Below are 16,900 nucleotides of genomic sequence, written 5' to 3'. Positions count from 1 at the left end.
TCCCACGTAATCGACGCGCTGCGCTTGAGGCGCCAATCTTCACTCCGAGCCCGCCGCATACAACGTGTCTGCCGAGCGTAGTGCTCAGTCATGCCAATCAAGGAGTCTGAGATGAATGCGCATACCGATCTGATCGACCGTTATTTCGACGCATGGAATGAAACCGATGCAGTGCGCCGCCGTGAACTGATCGCCGCGACGTGGGCCTCCGATGCCGACTATCGCGATCCGCTGCTGGCAGGCGCGGGCCATGACGGCATCGACGCGATGATCCGTGCGGTGCATGAACGCTTTCCGCATCACACGTTTCATCGCACGACGGAGGTCGACGGCTTCGCGAACCGCCTGCGCTTTTCGTGGGCGCTCACCACGCCGGCCGGCGAGGCGATCGTCAAGGGCTCCGACTTCGGCGTGCTCGACACGCATGGCCGCCTGCAGGCGGTGACCGGCTTCCTCGACCAGGTGCCTGCCGCCACTTGACCACCCGCAAGTTTTTTCACGGAGACGATCATGCACGAGTCCGTTGCCGCTATGGCTCCCGGTTCTGTCCTCACGTTCGCGCGTCTGTCGGGCGCCGTCGACGCGCTCTCCAGCGCGATCGCCGGCTTCGCTCTGCTGGCCGGCGCGCGCGCGTTCACCTTCACTGCGCTGCTGGCCTGGCGCGAGCCGGTGTTGGGTGGCGCGGGTCTCGTGCTGCTCGCGGTGGTCGGCTGGCTACGGTGGCAGTGTCGGCAGAAAGCCGCTCACCGTATCGTGCGGAACAGCGGATTGACGATGAGCCGCCGGCATCGGACCGTGCGCCACGGTCTTGCTACAATCGATCGCGATGCACCATAAAGACAAACCGTTCGAACCCGGGCGGCTGGCCGCCAATCGGACCTCAAGGAGACACCGTGCTGAAGAATCTGGATCCGCTGCTGAACGCCGATGTGCTGCATGCGCTACGCTCGATGGGACATGGCGACGAACTGGTGATTTGCGACGCCAACTTCCCGGGCGCGTCCGTCGCGCAGGAGACGGTGTTGGGCAAGCTGCTCCGCCTCGATGGCGTGAACGCACCGCGTGCAATTCGAGCGATTCTGTCGGTGATGCCGCTGGATACATTCATCGAGCGTCCTGCATCGCGGATGGAAGTGGTGGGCGAGCCGGATACGATTCCGGCCGTTCAGCGCGAAGCGCAGATCGAGATCAACGCGGCGGAAGGGCGCGAGGTGCCGTTTGCTTCGGTCGAACGTTTCGCTTTCTATGAGCGGGCGCGCAAAGCCTATTGCGTGATCGCGACCGGCGAAGCGCGCGGTTACGGCTGCTTCGTGTTCACCAAGGGTGTGTTGCTCGCACCGGATGCGCCGCAGCAGTAGCAGCATCCTTCCCATCGCATCCCACCAAGGCGGCGAAACCCATGAGCTTCTCGATAGACAGTCTCGATCATCTCGTTCTGAACGTCGCCGACGTGGAGGTTAGCGCGGCCTGGTATGCTCGAATGCTCGGCATGCGGCGCACCGAGTTCGAGTCGCGCACCGGCACGCGCGTGGCGATGACATACGGCAATCAGAAGATCAACCTGCGTCCGATGGATGCGGACACGGTCGCATGGTTCACCGGGCGCGAGCCGGTGCCGGGCAGCGCCGATCTGTGCTTTGTCACCACCACGAGTCCCGCCGAGGTCAAAGCACATTGGCTTGCTCAAGGCGTCGAAATAGAAGCCGGGCCGGTTGAGCGCGACGGCGCGTGCGGCAAGATGACCTCGGTGTATTGCCGCGACCCGGACGGCAATCTGATCGAGGTCGCGACGTATCCTCGTGCATAAACACGGCAGCCATCCCGGCCGTGCCGTGCGAAGTCGGGCACTCGCTGAGCGCTCGGTCACCTTTTTCTTCCCTTGAGGCGGCGCGAATTGCGTCGTTCGCACCGGCCCGCGCTTGGAAAAGGCGGGCAACGCACCTATTCTCAGGTGCAAAGTGGGGAACTGCGGCAGCCTGACCGGGTCTGCTGCTTATTCATTTACAGGAGCCCCTCATGACGCGTCCCGTCGATTCCGGCGTTATCCTCATCGCGCGTGTCGCCCTTGCCGTGCTGTTTTTGTGGGGCGGCGTGATGAAATTGCTGGGCTATGCGGGCTTCGTCGGCTATCTGCATTCGAAGGGTGTGCCGTTCGTGCCGGTCGCCGCGCCGATTGCGACAGCGGTCGAGGCACTCGGCGGTCTGCTGCTGATCGTCGGCTTCAAGATCCGCCCGCTCGCGCTCATCATGGCCGTCTACACCGTGGCAACCGCAGTGCTGGGCCATGATTTCTGGAACGTCACGGATCCTGCTTTGCAACGCGATATGGTGATCCACTTCTGGAAGAACATCGGTATTGCCGGTGGTTTCCTGCTGTTGTTCGTGACGGGTGCGGGCCGTATCAGTATCGACGGCGCGCGTGCGCCACGCGGCGGGCTGAATCTCTGATCACGCAGTTGAGGTAGTCTGTGTTGGTCGCTTTTGATTCTGGTTGTAATCAAGGGAGCAAATAATGATTCAAAGTTTCGAGCAAACCATTGGTGGCAAGGTCACGCAGTTGTGCGCAAGTCTCGGCGAAGGGCCTACGCCGCATCGCGTCATCATCAGTCTTGCCGATTCGGCGAAAACGCTGGTGGTCCTGGATGCATCCGGTCTCATCAGCACGATCAAGGCTGAGATCGAGGAGCCGGAAAAACTGATCGCCGACGCGATTACCAAAGCGCAAAACGAAGGGCTGATCGAGCGCGCTATCGATACCGGCACGATTCAGGAAGCGGCGCTGTAGCCGTGCGGCGGCAGCGTGAGTGACATCGCGCCTGCTGGCGGCGTATTGGCGGTAAAAAACGACCCCCGCGGAGCGTAGGCATCGCGGGGGTTGTTTTTTGCACTCACGGCGACACGAAGTGGGACGCTCAGTGCGATTCGGCGATTCGCCGGTTTATCGATTCATCCATTCGCTGACTCGCTGACTCGCTGATTCGCCGATTCGCCAATTCACAAATTCACCAATTCACCAATTCACCAATTCACCAATTCACCAATTCACCAATTCACCAATTCACGCTGGGGAAAGCGATGAGGCGATCAGCGCGATTCACCAACTCGCGCTGGGCCGGCCTCGTGCGGCTTCGGGCCCGGCGTGTGCGGCTCCGGATGCATGAAGCAGCTCAGCACGCCACCGAGCACCAGCAGGCCGACCGAGATGGCCGTCGCGGCCTGCATGCCCGAGACGATCTGCGTGGCGGCAGCGCCGCTCGCCAACGCGCCGAAGGCGGCTACACCCACCGCACCACCTGCTTGCCGGGCGGTATTGAGCACGGCGGACGCCGTGCCCGCGCGTTCTGCTTCGACGGAGGCCAGTACGGCGGTGGTCATCGCCGGGACTGCCAGGCCCATTCCCGATGGGATCAGCAGGAACGGCAGCAGCAAGCCGATGAGTGGCGTAGACGCATTGACGAAATGCAGCAGGCCATAGCCGAGCCCCGCGGTGATTGCGCCGACGATCATCGGCACGCGTGCGCCGAAGCGCCCGACCACCCAGCCGCTCACCACGTTCGAGAGCAGAAAGCCGCCCGTCAACGGCAGGAAGGCGAGGCCCGCCTGCAGCGGGGTATAGCCGCGCACGCGCTGCAAATACAGGCTCAGCACGAACACCATGCCGTAGTACGTCAGATTCACGCAGATGCCGAACAGCACCGCCGCGCTGAAGGTGCGCTTGCTGAATAGCGAGAGCGGAAGCATCGGCGTCGCGACGTGCGATTCCACAGCGATAAAGGCGCCGGTTGTGATCAGCGCGAGTATGAAACCGCCGGCCACCAGCGGATGGCTCAGCCCTAGCGGCCGCCATTCGATCACCGCGGCGACGAAAGCGGTCAGCGCGACGATGGCAAGGGCCTGACCGCTCAGGTCGATGCCGCGCAGGCTTGGCTCTGCCTCGGGTGCGACTGCGATTGCAGTTGCGCCACCAGTTGCAGTCGCAGCACCAGCACCAGCACCAGCACCAGCACCAGCACCGGCACCAGCACCGGCACCGGCACCGGCACCGGCACCGGCACCGGCACCAGTCGTGGTCGCTTGTTCCGCATTTTTTCGAGCCGATTCAGGCTGCGGCACCCAGAGCAGGGTCGCCAGGAAACCGGCTGCGCAAATCGGCAGATTGACGAGAAAGATGCTGCGCCAGCCGAACGCCGCGATCAGCACGCCGCCGACCACCGGTCCAGCCGCGATCGCAACCGCGCCCGCGGCGGTCCACAGACCGACTGCACGCGCCCTGAGCTTCGGATCGTGGCCGTACGACTGATTGAGCAGCGCCAGCGAGTTCGGCAGCATGGCGGCGGCGCCGATGCCCTGCACCGCGCGCGCGCCCACCAGCATGGTGGCGTCGAGCGCCAGTCCGCAGGCGAGCGACGCGAGCGCAAACAGCACAATGCCCGCTGCATACATGCGCCGCGTGCCGAGCCGGTCGCCGAGTACGCCCGCCGAAAGCATCAGCACGGCGAACGCGAGCGTGTACGCGTCAACGACCCATTGCAAGCCGGCGACATTCGCATGCAGGTCCGCGCCGATCTTCGGCAGCGCGATGTTGACGATGGTCACGTCGAGTTGCGTGACGACGAAGCCGACGCTGACCGTCGCAAGGATGCGGCCGAGAGCGGGCGAGACGGGTGTATTGGGGGAGTTCATGCAATACATCGTAGGCCGATGCAGTGCACGATGTTTCGGAATGACGTGAAGTGTCGATGTCGCCGAAACAGCCGAAACAGCCGAAACAGCCGAAACAGCCGAAACAGCCGAAACAGCCGAAACAGCCGAAACAGCCGAAACAGCCGAAACAGCCATAAAGGCCGGGCGTCGAGCCCAATCGAAACAACGGCGCACCACGCGGCGCGCCGTTGTGAAACCAGCGAATCAGCGCGCTTGCGGCGCGTCTTTGATAAACAGCGTGGTCAATGCCCCGAGAATGCAGATCGCGCCGACATACAGCGGCGCGGCCATCGGGTTCGACTTCATCATCAGCGAAACCGCGATCGGCGTGAGGCCGCCGAACACCGCATAGGCGACGTTATACGAGAACGAGATGCCCGAGAATCGCACGACGGGCGGGAACGCCTTGACCAGCACGAACGGAATCGCGCCGATCACGCCGACGAAAAGGCCGGCCACGGCGTACAGCGGCACCAGCGCCGACGTATCGACGGCGAGCTGCTGGAACATCACGTAGTACGTCACAGCCAACGCGAGGCCGCCGATGAAAATCGTGCGCCCTGCGCCGATGCGGCCGGCGATCGAGCCCGTCATCACGCAGCCGATCGTCAGGCACAGCGTCGCCACGCAGTTCGCGAGCAATGCGGTGGCCGGCGCGATATGAAACTGCTTCTGCAGCAGCGTTGGCGTCATCAGAATCACCACGACGATCGCGGCCGACAGCATCCATGTAAGCAGCATCGACACGATCACGGCGCGACCGTGGTCGCGCAGCACGGCCTTGAGCGGCACTTCCGCGGCGATCGCCTTGCGTTGCTTGAGCTCGGCGAACACCGGCGTCTCATGCAGCCAGCGGCGCAGATAAACCGAGAACATGCCGAACACGCCGCCCACCAGGAACGGGATGCGCCATGCGTAAGCGGAGATTTCGGCCGGCGCGAAGTTGCGGTTCACAGCCGAAGCGATCAGCGAGCCGAGCAGGATGCCCGCCGTGAGGCCGGCCGTCAGCGTGCCGCACGCATAGCCGATGTGCCGCTGCGGCACGTGCTCGGAGACGAACACCCACGCGCCCGGCACTTCGCCGCCGACTGCCGCGCCTTGCATCACGCGGAACAACAGCAGCAGTACCGGCGCCATCACGCCGATGCTGGCGTAGGTGGGCAGCAGACCCATCATCAGCGTCGGCACCGACATCAGCAGCACGCTCAGCGTGAACATGCGCTTGCGGCCGAACAGGTCGCCGAAGTGCGCCATGATGATGCCGCCGAGCGGCCGTGCCAGATAGCCCGCCGCGAAGATGCCGAAGGTCTGCACCTGACGCAGCCAGTCCGGCATTGCGGCGGGGAAGAACAACTGGCCGATCGCCGGCGCAAAGAATACGAAGATGATGAAGTCGTAAAACTCCAGCGCCCCGCCCAGCGCGGCGAGGCCGAGCGTCTTGTAATCGCTTCGCCCAAGAGGACGTGGGGTGACAGCCTGCGCTCCACCCAGATTTGTCGCTTGCATTGCTTGTGTCTTGTCTTGAATTGGGAGCCACACGTAGCGCGTGGAAAAACGGCGGTCGTCGGGCGAGAAGTGTGGCAAGCGCTGGGTAGAGCACGGGACACCGGCGCGCCGGCCCGGATAGGGCAAGCGCGATGACGACTGGGGCCAGGCCGTGGATTTTACAGGATGAAAGCCGTTCGCTTCGGGAAGTACTTAATTAGATTGGAAAAAGTTCCCTGAGACGTGCTTTTTCGACGGCGGGCAGGACCGGGAGGGCCGCGCGTCGTGCGAGCCGCAGCCCTGGAGTGTAGGAATGCCGCGCACACCTGTCGGAGTGGAGCGATTGGTGCGCAAATTAGGAATGCTCCTATGGGATGACTTGGGCGTCCCTCTGAGAATCGCGTCCGAGCTATCAGTGAAGAGTTATCCCATGCGCATTGCCATCCTTCAGCGTGACCCCGTCATGCGTCAGTCGATCGAAAAGGTCCTAATGAGTGCCAGCCATACATGTATGGTCTATGACGACGGTCTGACCATGTCGAAAGCGCTCGCCCGTTCCACCGTGGATATGCTTGTGCTGGACTGGCAAGGCACACGCCTGTCCGGCGCCGAAGTCCTGAGGTCGGTGAGGGCGGTCGGCGGCGATCGCCTGCCGGTTCTGTTCGCTTCGGCGGAGACGTCGGAGGACAGCGTGGTGCGCGCCTTTGCCAGCGGGGCGGACGATTACGTCGCGCTGCCGTTGCGGCCGGGCGAGTTCCGCGAACGCGTTGCAGCATTGCTGCGCCGCGCCTATCCGGACCGTTTCAGCGCCGCGAGCTTCGATGTCGGCCCCTACCATTTCGATACGCATCGCCAGCTCGTCATGCTGCGCGGCCAGCCGGTGCAGCTATCGGGTACGCAATACCGGTTGGCGTCGCTGTTCTTTTCCAATATTGGCCGCGTGATGTCGCGCGACCATATCTTCGCGATGGTGTGGGGCCGTGAGTTCCGCGAGTTCACCCGCACGATCGACAGCCACGTGTCGCGCCTGCGTTTGCTGCTAGAGATCGAGCCGCAAAACGACTTCCGGTTGCAACCCGTTTACAAGAGCGGCTATCGGCTGCTGCATCTGCGGCAAGGCGAAGCGGGCGTTGAGAAGCAGGCGGCCTGAGCGGGTGCCGCAACTCAAACCTGCGGCAGTACCGGCCGGGTTTCAATCGCCCGGCGGATTAACGCTTCTACCGCCTTGCGCTCGTCCCCGGCCAACGGCAGGCGCGGCGGCCGAACCGGCTCCGTGCCAAGCCCGACAATCGTCTCGGCCAGCTTGATGTTTTGCACCAGCTTCGACGAGACGTCGAGCGCGAGCAGGGGCGCGAACCAGCGATAGATCGCGCGCGCCTCTTCAAGACGGCCCGCCTTCAGCAACTTGTAGATCACGACCGTCTCGCGCGGAAACGCGCACACGAGACCGGCCACCCAGCCATGCGCGCCCATCAATATCGCTTCCATCGCGAGATTGTCGACCCCGCACAGAATCGCGAAGCGGTCGCCGACCACGTTGATCAGATCGGTCACGCGCCGCACGTCGCCGCATGATTCCTTGATTGCGACGATCTTCTTTTCGTCGGCGATTTCCGCGAACATCTCGGGCGTCATGTCGACGCCATAGGCAAGCGGATTGTTATAGATCATCAGCGGCAGCGCGCTCGCATCGGCGACGCTGCGAAAGTGGTGCAGCGTTTCGCGCCGGTCCGACAGATAGCGCAGCCCGGGCAGCACCATGAAACCAGCCGCGCCATGCCGGCTGCCGGCTTCCGCCTGGCGGCATGCGTCGAGCGTGCTGTTCTCGGCGATTGTCAGCAAAACCGGCACACGGCCGCGTGAGGCCTCGACGGCGATGTCGAGCACGTCCAGCTTCTCGTCCAGCGAGAGCGTCGACGCTTCGCCGAGCGATCCACACACGATGATGCCGTCCACACCCGCGTCGATCTGTGCCTCGATATTCTTGCCGGTCCATTCACGGTCTATGCTGAAATCCGCGTGGAACTTGGTGGTAACTGCGGGCAATACGCCTTCCCAGATATGCGCCACGACTGCTCTCCTGAGTGTGTTGAGTCGAAGCGCAGTGTAAGCAGGGAAAATGCCGCCGTCTTGCGTGATTCACGCGTGGCGGATGACGATTTCAGCATAGTGGCTGTGCCTGCGAGCCCAGCAAAGATCAGGCAAGCCGACTATTTCGGGACAGTACGCAAAGTGCGTCGAAGTCGCATGGACGGGGCATTACGTGTGTGCTTGAGTCCCGGTTGCAGTGCGCTGTTCAGGCGTGGCTTTTGCCCGTTTTCGAAGATCGAAGCGTGGGAGCGTGGGCGCAAAGACTATGCCGAAATCGTCACAATCCACGCTTAAGCACACCAAGACTCCGTCGCTCGGCATTCCTACCATGTGCATTATGAAAACCCTAGATATCATCGACTCGCACACCGGCGGTGAACCGACCCGCCTGGTGGTGTCGGGTGGCCCGGCGCTTGGCGGCGGCACGCTAGCACAGCGTCTGGACGTGTTCCGCACGCATTTCGACGATTGGCGCGCGGGCGTCGTCACCGAACCGCGCGGCTCGGACGTGGTGGTCGGGGCGCTGCTGTGCGAGCCGGACGACCCCACGTGCGCGGCCGGCGTGATCTTCTTCAATAACGTGGGCTATCTCGGCATGTGCGGGCACGGCACGATCGGCCTCGTCGTCTCGCTCGCGCACATGGGGCGGATCGGGCCGGGGCGTCATCGGATCGAGACGCCGGTCGGCCTCGTTGAAGCGACGCTCAACGAGGACGGCAGTGTGGCCGTGCGCAACGTGCCGGCTTATCGCTACCGGCAAGGCGTGCAGGTGGACGCACCGGGCCACGGCATGTTGAGTGGCGACATCGGCTGGGGCGGCAACTGGTTCTTTCTCGTCGCCGACCACGGGCACACGCTGGAGGCGGCGCGTATCGCCGAGCTGACCGCGTTCAGTGCGGCAGTCCGCGATGCGCTGATCGCGCAGGGCATCACCGGCGCGGACGGCGCCTTGATCGACCACATCGAACTCTTTGGACCCGGCTCGCGCGACGGCATCGACAGCCGCAGCTTCGTCCTTTGTCCAGGCAACGCGTATGACCGCTCGCCGTGCGGTACCGGCACGAGCGCGAAAATTGCCTGCCTCGCCGCCGACGGCAAGCTCTCCGAAGGCGCGGTGTGGCGGCAGGAGAGCATCATCGGCAGCGTATTCGAGGCGAGCTATCGTCACGCCGGCGATGGAGTCTCGGTGATTCCGACTATCACCGGCCACGCGCACATCATGGCCGAAGGGCGTTTGTGTTTCGACGAGCGCGACCCGTTCGCGTGGGGTATCCGCACGGCATGACAGCGGACGCGGTGATCGTCGGGGCCGGGATTGTCGGCGCGGCTTGCGCGGCGGAGCTGGCCGCGCTCGGCATGCGGGTCGAGGTACTCGACGCACAGGGCATCGGCGGCGGCGCGACGGCGGCGGGCATGGGCCATATCGTCGTGATGAACGACTCGCCCGCGGAATTCACGTTGAGCCGCTATTCGCGCGACTTGTGGCTGGCGCTCGCGCCGCAGCTGCGCATGCGCGACGCGTTCGCGCGCTGCGGCACGCTATGGGTCGCCGCCGACGATGAGGAATGGCAAGCCGCCCGCACCATGCATGCCGGGTTCGAAGCACAGGGCGTCTCCGCACAACTGCTCGACGCCTCCGAGTTGCGCACGTGTGAACCGGCGCTGGCGCAGTCGATGGCGGGCGGCTTGCGGATCGAGCACGACAGCATCGTGTATGCGCCCACCGTTGCCGAGTGGCTGCTGACGCAATCCTCAGGAGTCGAGAATATCCGTGTGCGGCTCGGCGCGCGGGTGTCTGCCGTCAGCGCTAGCGGCGTGACGCTGGCCGATGGCGAGCGCATCGGCGCCGCGCATGTGATCGTTGCCAATGGTCTGGGCGCTCAGCAACTGCTGAGGTCGCTGCCGTTGCAGCCGAAGAAAGGTCATCTGCTGATCACCGACCGTTACCCCGCGCTCATTCGCCATCAACTGCTCGAACTCGGCTACATCAAGAGCGCGCATCATGCGGCCGGCACCTCGGTGGCATTCAATGCGCAGCCGCGGCCTACAGGCCAGTTGCTGATCGGCTCGTCGCGTCAGTTCGATACAACCGATCCCGCCGTCGACTTGCCGGTGCTCGCTCAGATGCTGCAGCGCGCCGCGCACTATCTGCCGGTCCTGCCGACACTCAACGGCATCCGCGCATGGACTGGCTTTCGTGCGGCGTCGCCTGACGGATTGCCGTTGATCGGTCCTGCCGGCGATTTTTCGCCCGGCGTGTGGCTCGCAGTCGGACACGAAGGCCTTGGCGTGACGACCTCGCTGGCGAGCGCAAAGTTGCTGGCCGCGCAAATCACGGGGAGCGCCGCGCCGATTCCTGTCGAGCCGTACTTGCCGGTTCGTTTTGCGCAAAAGGTAGCTTATGACTAACGCCGATGCAGCACGCTTCCACTTGACGATCGACGGTAGATGCGTCGCGGTCGAAGGGGGGACGACCGTGGCCGCGGCGCTCGTCATTGCGGGAGCGAGCGGCACGCGAACGTCGGTTAGCGGCCAGGTGCGCGCAGCACTGTGCGGGATGGGCGTGTGCCAGGAGTGCCGCGTTACGATCGACGGCCGGGCGCACGCGTTGGCGTGTCAGACTCTTTGCCGCGAAGGGCAAATCGTTTGTACCGCTGCGGCCACGGCCACGGCCACGGCGACGGCGACTGACGCGGCCTACGTATCCAGCGCGACCAACACGACCAACACGACCAGCGCGACCAGCGCGACCAGCGAATCCAGCGAATCCAGCGAATCCAGAGAATCCAGAGAATCCAGAGAATCCAGCGCGGCGAGAGAATCCAACGCGGCCGGCGATTCCAGCGAACCCAACTGGACCAACGGACCTAGCGCAAATAGCACCACGACCACCACAGGCAAGCGATGAAGCAGCACTTCGATATCGTCGTGGTAGGCGCCGGTCCGGCCGGGTTGAACGCCGCGCAGGCCGCGGCGCGCGAGGGCGCCACGGTTGCGCTGCTCGACGACAACCCGCGCGCCGGTGGTCAAATCTGGCGGCAAGGTCCCGGCCGTCCGCCGCAAGCTCAGTTGCACGCGCTGCTCGACGCCTTATACATGCGGACCAATGTCACGTTGTTTGCGTCGACTCGCGTGATCGCGCCGCTCGGTTCGCGCGGTTTGCTGCTTGAGTCGGCTGAGCATGGTGGCGTGTCTATCAGCTACGATCGATTGATCCTCGCGACCGGCGCGCGCGAGCGGCTCTTGCCATTCGCCGGCTGGACGCTGCCCGGCGTGACCGGTGCAGGCGCGCTGCAGGCACTCATCAAAGGCGCCATGCCGGTGCGCGACGAACGGATCGTGATTGCAGGCAGCGGTCCTCTGCTGATCGCTGCGCTCGCCACCGCGCGTGCTGCCGGGGCGCGGGTGGTGGCGGTCGTGGAGCAGGCGTCGGCGTTCGAGGTCGCCCGCTTCGGCGTCTCTCTGTTGGGCGAGCCGGCGAAGTTGTGGCAAGCCGTTGCCATGACGCGCGGCTTCGCGGGCGTGCGTTACTGGACCGGCAGTATCGTCCGGCAAGCTAGTGGCGATGGCCGCGTCGAGCGCGTGATGATCCAGCGCGGCCAGCGACAGTTGACGCTTGATTGCGACCGCATCGCCTGCGGCTATGGATTCGTGCCGAACATTACGCTTGCGCAAGCGCTTGGCTGTGCGATCAACGAAGCGGGTGAGATCGTCGTCGACAGTGAGCAGCGGACTTCAGTGGACAGCGTGCTGGCGGCAGGCGAATGCACGGGCGTCGGCGGCGCGGAACTGGCGGGTGTGGAAGGCGAGATCGCTGGGCTCTCCGCGAGCGGCGCCCCGGCAAACCGCACCGCGCTGCATGCGCAACGAGCGCGATGGCGGCGTTTCGCGAGGCGCGTCGAAGTGGCGTTTGCCTTGCAGGCCGCCGCACGCACGCCGCCCGACGATGCCACACTGCTCTGCCGTTGCGAAGACGTCAGCCTCGGCGAAGTACGCGTCTTTCCGGATTGGCGCGAGGCCAAGCTGCATACTCGCTGCGGGATGGGCGCATGCCAGGGGCGAATCTGCGGTGCCGCGGCTGGGCTGTATTTCGGCTGGGAAGCCGCAGCGCCGCGCCCGCCGTTCAGTCCGGCGCAAATCTGCACCTTGATGGCGGCGAGCGGGGAGCCACCGCCGTCCGAATGACACCGGCATCCGTACGGCCGCTGGATATTTCCACCAGCGCGTGGCCCTATAATCGACCGCAAGCACCTACCCGCGCTATCGCGCGGTTGGACGCACGGACAAATGCGCCGACGAATGCACGGACAAATGCGCCTACGAATGCACGGGCAAATGCGCCGACGAATGCACGGACAAATGCGCCGACGAATGCGCCTACGAATGCACGGGCAAATGCGCCGACGAATGCACACGTAAATACACCGGCAAATGCGCGTGCGAATGCACCGGCAAATGCACCGGCGAATGCACCGGCAAATGCACCGGCAAATGCACCGACATCGCACAGCCATCGCCCGACCAACGCACAACCGCACCGACCACGGAACCCGCACGATGAACACGCTGGCTTATCCGCTCGAACCGGACGACGTAACGCTGTCCGGCATGCTGTCGCATTTCACTTTGCTCGAGCCCGTGTTCGACGCGATGCCGGACGTCGTGTTTTTCGTCAAGGACGCGCACGCTCACTATGTGCTGGTCAATCGCACGCTGGCTTCGCGCTGTGGCTTCAAGGAAAAGGCCGCATTGCTCGGCAAGACCGCCGAGGATGTCTTCCCGCGCCGCTTCGGCCGCATCTACACCGCACAGGACAAAGCGATCATCAACGTCGGCAGCCAGATGATCGATCAACTGGAGCTGCATCTGTATCCCGGCCGCCAGCCGGGTTGGTGCCTGACCTGCAAGCAGCCGTTGCGCGATCCGGCGGGCAAGGTGGTCGGCCTCGCCGGCATCTCCCGCGACCTGAAAGCGGACGAAAGCAGTCATCCCGCTTACAGCCGGTTAGCCGCAGTGGTGCAGTCCATTCAGGAAAACTACGTGCAGCCGTTAAATCTGAAACAGCTTGCCGCAATGGCGGATATGTCGGTGGCGCAACTGGAGCGCTACTTTCACAAAGTGTTTCATTTGACGCCGCGCCAGGTGTTGCTGAAAACGCGGCTGGACGCCGCTACCGCGCTGCTGGTTTCGCACGACAAGGTCACCGACGTCGCCGCGCTTTGCGGCTACACCGACCACAGCGCCTTTACGCGCCAATTCAAGGCGACCGTCGGCGTCACGCCGACCGAGTACCGCATGCTGCTGCACGGCACCGCCGCGCGAAGCTAAGCTGTCTGGCGCACATGGTTCGTCGCAAGCATCATTACTACGTCTACGTCGTCGCGCTGGACGACACGGTCTGGAACGAGGCGCGCTTTCGCCGCGCGAATCCCGATTACCGGTTCGACAAGCCGTGCGTGTACGTGGGAATGACGGGACTGGACCCGGATCTGAGGTTCGACCGGCACAAGGCCGGCATCCAGGCAAATCGCTATGTGCGCGATTACGGTCTGCGCCTCTTGCCCGAATTGTATGAAGTGTTCAATCCAATGCCTTACCGCGGGGCACAGGATATGGAAGTGGAATTGGCGATTGGACTGCGCGAGGCGGGGTACGGCGTATGGCAGGCGTAAGCCCGCCTTATTTCACGCCAAGCCCGCGCAGCACTGCATTGCCTTCGCGCGTCAGACGGATGTGCGAGGCGCCTGCGTCGCCGGAAACCGTTTCGATCAAGCCGGCTTCGTGAAGCTGCGGAATCTCGGGTTTCGCGGACGCGTCGATCGGCGCGTGCAGCAACAGCAGCAGCGTCGCCAGTTCATGATGGCTCAGCAGACGGCGCAGAATCGTGGGCCGCTTGGCCGGTGCCGGCGTCTCGTTCGTGTTGTGATCGGGCTGGTTCATGGAGCGCGCCTTGTGCGGGATAGTGTCGGGTGGATCATGCGGATAAAGTCTTAAACGATTCTTAAGACTCATTGTCCTGTAACACCGTGACACGAAGATGGCACCGGAACGAGTTACCGACCGTTACACATGGCCGATTTTTACCTTTGCTTACCTTACGGCGCGCAGGTTTTACTCGCCGATTCAATCCACAGATTGCCCACGTGGCGCTTGCCCGCGTAGAAGCGATAAGTCGTCGCGCCGTTGTCGCTGCGCACCTTGACGATATTCGAATCGCCGAAGTCGAGCATCTGGCCTTGCGGGATCGCGGTCGATTTGAACGCGGCGTTGTGACTGGTCGCCACTTGCGTCAGGCAGGCGACCACGTCGTTGACCGAGCGCTGTGTGGTGGTGTCCGTGACGGGCTCGCCGGCATCCGGATTCTTCTGGAAGTACGCGCAAGCGCTGAGAAGCAGGGGAACTGATAGGACTACGGCAAACTTCTTCATATCTCTCCTGGCGTTTCATTCGGCCGAAGGTTCGTGCGACGCCCGGATGGGGCAGAGTGCGCGCAACACTGGGCCGAGGATCAACCGCCATTATATCGGTGCGGCGCGCCCGCTTGAGCCGATGAAGCATGGGCTGTGCCCGAGCCGGCTGAATTTGGAGCCCACAGCCCACAGCCCACAGCATGGCAAGCCAACCGCCTATTTGCGGCGTTGAGCCTGCGCTGCGAGCCGCACAGCCGCATTGGCCGCGCCATAGCCGTCGTAGCCACCGCGCCGTTCGACAATTTCCAGGAAAAAGCGCTGATCCAGTTGTTCGGTGTAAGCGTGGAAGAACTCGCCGCCGCGCTCGTCCCGGTCGTACAGGATGTTATGCGCGCGCAGCGCCTCGAGCGTCTCGTCCGGCAGCGCATAGCGGGCGGCGAGGTCGTCGTAGTAATTACGCGGGATACGCAGCACCGGCAGACCGTCGGCGATGAACTCCGGAATCGCGCTGAAAATGTCACCTGTGCTGAACGCGACGTGGTTCAGGCCCGAGCCGTGGTAGGTGTGCAATGCCTCGGCTACCGCCGTGTGATGGTCCACCGACGCGTTCAGGACGATGCGCACCGAACCGTCATGACTGCGCAGCGCGCGGCTGCGCACCAGCCCGTAAGGGTCGGGCACCAGCACGCCCGGTTCGGCCTGGAAGCCGAGCGCGGTCCGCAGAAACAGAACCCACGTATCCAGCGAAGGAGCCGGCACGGACAGGCAGACGTGGTCGATGCGCGTGAGCGGCCCCACTTCGGTCGGACCGTTGACGTCGGTGAGTACGAAATCGGCTTCGAACAGGGTGGGCTGGTCCGGCGTCTCGTCGACGAAATAGTTCAGGCTGCCGTCGGGCGCCTGCACGGCGGGCAGCACGCGTTCGTTCGGGCCGATCTGGCCGGAGAACGGTGCGTAGCCGAACCCGGCGGCGCGTTCGAAGGCCTGATTGGCGTCGTCCACGCGAAACGCCGACGCGCACAGCGACAAACCATGCTGCTGGAAGAAGGCGTTGGCGAATGAATCCGGTTCGGCGTTCAGCACGATCGAGGCCGCGCCGTGCTGAAACAATGTCACATCTTTCGAACGATGCTGGCCAGCCTGGCGAAAGCGCAGCTTGCCGAGCCAGTCGACGAGGTGCGCGCGGGTGGTGTGATCAACCGCGAACTCGAGAAACTGGTAGCCGACGTGCGCTGGCGCGGCGGGCGATTGATAGAGCTCGCCGACCGGCTGCTTTGTGGCTTCAAGCAGCGCGCGGGTCTGTTCCTCGAGGAACAGCAGCGAGCGATGGCCGTCCGCGGCGGTGATGGTGGTCGGCGCGGCGCGAAAGCCGTCGTTGAAAATTTCGAGTGAAAGCGGCCCTTTGTAGCCCGTTTTCACGACCTGCGCGGTGAAACCGGCCAGATCGAAATCGCCCTGACCCGGGAAGCAGCGGTAATGGCGACTCCATTCGAGCACGTCCATGGCGAGCTTCGGCGCATCGGCAATCTGGACGAAAGCGATGCGCTCGCCCGGAATCTCGCCAATGCCGTCCACCGTGTCGTTCAGCGACAGCGTATGAAAGCTGTCGAGCACGAGCCCGAGATTCGGATGATTCACCGCGTTGACGAGCTTCCACGCATGGCGGTAGGTCTTCACGTGCTTGCCCCACGCGAGCGCCTCATAGCCGGCGATCACGCCGGCCGCTTCGGCCGCGCGGGCCAGTGCGCCGAGCTGGTCGGTCATCAGCGAATCGTCGCCGATGGTGTCGGGCGAGACGTTGCTGCACACCAGAATCCGGTCCGTACCCAGTTCGTGCATCACGTCGAACTTGCGCTTCGCCCGATCCAGATTGCGCTCGAGGCGCTCCGGGCTCACCCCGTCGAAATCGCGGAACGGCTGGAACAGCATGATCTTCAGCCCGAGATCCTCGGCGATGCGCCGCACGTCGGCGGGCGAGCCGTCGAAATACAGCAGGTCGTTCTCGAAGATTTCGACGCCTTCGAAGCCCGCCGCCTGGATGGCGGTCAGCTTCTCGACGAGGGTCCCGCTGATCGACACGGTGGCAATCGAACGTTGCATGAACGGCTCCTGCAAAAACAATGAAACGGCTGTTGGGACGGTGCCAGGCGGCCGCTGTGCTGCGCCCGCCTGGCTTGCGGGCCGCCATGCTGCAATGCGCAAAATGGTCT

19 protein-coding genes and 1 pseudogene are annotated in these 16,900 nt (G+C 63.9%); 13 read left to right on the top strand and 7 right to left on the bottom strand.

Annotation, left to right across the window (positions count from 1 at the left end; genetic code table 11):
* The first annotated feature begins 111 nt into the window (after positions 1 to 111).
* The 6 genes from HHL24_RS33865 (at position 112) to HHL24_RS33840 (ending at position 2,785) form a co-directional block, all read left to right on the top strand.
* Positions 112 to 480, top strand: a complete 369-nt coding sequence (locus tag HHL24_RS33865; RefSeq protein ID WP_169489655.1) for a nuclear transport factor 2 family protein — start codon at positions 112 to 114, stop codon at positions 478 to 480.
* A gap of 30 nt (positions 481 to 510) precedes the next feature.
* On the top strand, positions 511 to 837 hold the full coding sequence (locus HHL24_RS33860; protein ID WP_230417673.1) for a hypothetical protein: 327 nt from the start codon (positions 511 to 513) through the stop codon (positions 835 to 837).
* 56 nt (positions 838 to 893) lie between these two features.
* Complete coding sequence (locus HHL24_RS33855) at positions 894 to 1,358, top strand: RbsD/FucU family protein (RefSeq protein ID WP_169489654.1); 465 nt, start codon at positions 894 to 896, stop codon at positions 1,356 to 1,358.
* A 41-nt stretch (positions 1,359 to 1,399) separates the two neighbouring features.
* Positions 1,400 to 1,807, top strand: coding sequence for a VOC family protein (locus HHL24_RS33850; RefSeq protein WP_169489653.1), 408 nt, complete (start codon positions 1,400 to 1,402; stop codon positions 1,805 to 1,807).
* A gap of 209 nt (positions 1,808 to 2,016) precedes the next feature.
* Positions 2,017 to 2,448: a DoxX family protein gene (locus tag HHL24_RS33845; protein WP_169489652.1), complete on the top strand. Its 432-nt coding sequence runs from the start codon at positions 2,017 to 2,019 to the stop codon at positions 2,446 to 2,448.
* Positions 2,449 to 2,512: 64 nt separating this feature from the next.
* Positions 2,513 to 2,785 (top strand): hypothetical protein, encoded by a 273-nt coding sequence (locus HHL24_RS33840; protein ID WP_169489651.1) that lies wholly within the window; start codon positions 2,513 to 2,515, stop codon positions 2,783 to 2,785.
* Between the two features lie 299 nt (positions 2,786 to 3,084).
* Here the strand turns inward: HHL24_RS33840 and HHL24_RS33835 are convergent, their stop codons facing one another.
* Positions 3,085 to 4,683: an MFS transporter gene (locus HHL24_RS33835; RefSeq protein ID WP_169489650.1), complete on the bottom strand. Its 1,599-nt coding sequence runs from the start codon at positions 4,681 to 4,683 to the stop codon at positions 3,085 to 3,087.
* A gap of 225 nt (positions 4,684 to 4,908) precedes the next feature.
* Positions 4,909 to 6,210: an MFS transporter gene (locus HHL24_RS33830; protein WP_169489649.1), complete on the bottom strand. Its 1,302-nt coding sequence runs from the start codon at positions 6,208 to 6,210 to the stop codon at positions 4,909 to 4,911.
* 409 nt (positions 6,211 to 6,619) lie between these two features.
* On the opposite strand from HHL24_RS33830, the gene HHL24_RS33825 reads away from it, so the two are divergent.
* Entirely contained in the window at positions 6,620 to 7,339 is a 720-nt protein-coding gene (locus tag HHL24_RS33825) for a response regulator transcription factor (RefSeq protein WP_169489670.1), read from the top strand.
* 14 nt (positions 7,340 to 7,353) lie between these two features.
* On the opposite strand, the gene HHL24_RS33820 is transcribed toward HHL24_RS33825, so the two are convergent.
* Positions 7,354 to 8,259 (bottom strand): dihydrodipicolinate synthase family protein, encoded by a 906-nt coding sequence (locus HHL24_RS33820; RefSeq protein ID WP_169489648.1) that lies wholly within the window; start codon positions 8,257 to 8,259, stop codon positions 7,354 to 7,356.
* 349 nt (positions 8,260 to 8,608) lie between these two features.
* Between HHL24_RS33820 and HHL24_RS33815 the strand changes: the two genes are divergently transcribed.
* The 3 genes and pseudogenes from HHL24_RS33815 to HHL24_RS33805 form a co-directional block, all read left to right on the top strand.
* On the top strand, positions 8,609 to 9,565 hold the full coding sequence (locus HHL24_RS33815) for a 4-hydroxyproline epimerase (protein ID WP_169489647.1): 957 nt from the start codon (positions 8,609 to 8,611) through the stop codon (positions 9,563 to 9,565).
* Positions 9,562 to 10,689: an NAD(P)/FAD-dependent oxidoreductase gene (locus HHL24_RS33810; RefSeq protein ID WP_169489646.1), complete on the top strand. Its 1,128-nt coding sequence runs from the start codon at positions 9,562 to 9,564 to the stop codon at positions 10,687 to 10,689. The genes HHL24_RS33815 and HHL24_RS33810 overlap by 4 nt, the downstream gene beginning before the upstream one ends.
* Positions 10,682 to 10,948 (top strand): annotated as a pseudogene (locus HHL24_RS33805) ((2Fe-2S)-binding protein); the annotation flags it as partial. The gene HHL24_RS33810 and the pseudogene HHL24_RS33805, both read left to right, overlap by 8 nt.
* 29 nt (positions 10,949 to 10,977) lie before the next feature.
* On the opposite strand, the gene HHL24_RS43685 reads toward HHL24_RS33805, so the two are convergent.
* Positions 10,978 to 11,196 (bottom strand): hypothetical protein, encoded by a 219-nt coding sequence (locus tag HHL24_RS43685; RefSeq protein WP_230417677.1) that lies wholly within the window; start codon positions 11,194 to 11,196, stop codon positions 10,978 to 10,980.
* On the opposite strand from HHL24_RS43685, the gene HHL24_RS33795 reads away from it, so the two are divergent.
* The 3 genes from HHL24_RS33795 to HHL24_RS33785 all read left to right on the top strand — a co-directional run bounded on the left by HHL24_RS33795 (position 11,185) and on the right by HHL24_RS33785 (position 13,952).
* A complete protein-coding gene (locus HHL24_RS33795; RefSeq protein ID WP_169489645.1) occupies positions 11,185 to 12,465 on the top strand; it encodes an FAD-dependent oxidoreductase in 1,281 nt (426 codons plus the stop codon). The two genes, HHL24_RS43685 and HHL24_RS33795, sit on opposite strands and share 12 nt — an antisense overlap.
* A 372-nt stretch (positions 12,466 to 12,837) precedes the next feature.
* The gene (locus HHL24_RS33790) at positions 12,838 to 13,608 is read left to right on the top strand and encodes an AraC family transcriptional regulator (RefSeq protein ID WP_169489644.1); all 771 of its coding nucleotides are present in this window, start codon (positions 12,838 to 12,840) and stop codon (positions 13,606 to 13,608) included.
* Between the two features lie 14 nt (positions 13,609 to 13,622).
* Positions 13,623 to 13,952 (top strand): hypothetical protein, encoded by a 330-nt coding sequence (locus HHL24_RS33785; RefSeq protein ID WP_028194912.1) that lies wholly within the window; start codon positions 13,623 to 13,625, stop codon positions 13,950 to 13,952.
* Between the two features lie 7 nt (positions 13,953 to 13,959).
* Here the strand turns inward: HHL24_RS33785 and HHL24_RS33780 are convergent, their stop codons facing one another.
* From HHL24_RS33780 to HHL24_RS33770, 3 genes are all read right to left on the bottom strand, one after another.
* Positions 13,960 to 14,220, bottom strand: coding sequence for a hypothetical protein (locus HHL24_RS33780; RefSeq protein WP_169489643.1), 261 nt, complete (start codon positions 14,218 to 14,220; stop codon positions 13,960 to 13,962).
* A 155-nt stretch (positions 14,221 to 14,375) separates the two neighbouring features.
* Positions 14,376 to 14,708, bottom strand: a complete 333-nt coding sequence (locus tag HHL24_RS33775; RefSeq protein WP_169489642.1) for a hypothetical protein — start codon at positions 14,706 to 14,708, stop codon at positions 14,376 to 14,378.
* Positions 14,709 to 14,906: 198 nt separating this feature from the next.
* Positions 14,907 to 16,790, bottom strand: a complete 1,884-nt coding sequence (locus tag HHL24_RS33770; RefSeq protein ID WP_169489641.1) for a bifunctional sugar phosphate isomerase/epimerase/4-hydroxyphenylpyruvate dioxygenase family protein — start codon at positions 16,788 to 16,790, stop codon at positions 14,907 to 14,909.
* Positions 16,791 to 16,900: the final 110 nt, after the last annotated feature.

Origin of the sequence: Paraburkholderia polaris, assembly GCF_012927345.1 — a bacterium.
In the GTDB taxonomy this organism is placed as follows: Bacteria; Pseudomonadota; Gammaproteobacteria; order Burkholderiales; family Burkholderiaceae; genus Paraburkholderia; species Paraburkholderia polaris.
This window is presented reverse-complemented; position numbering and strand designations above follow the sequence as displayed.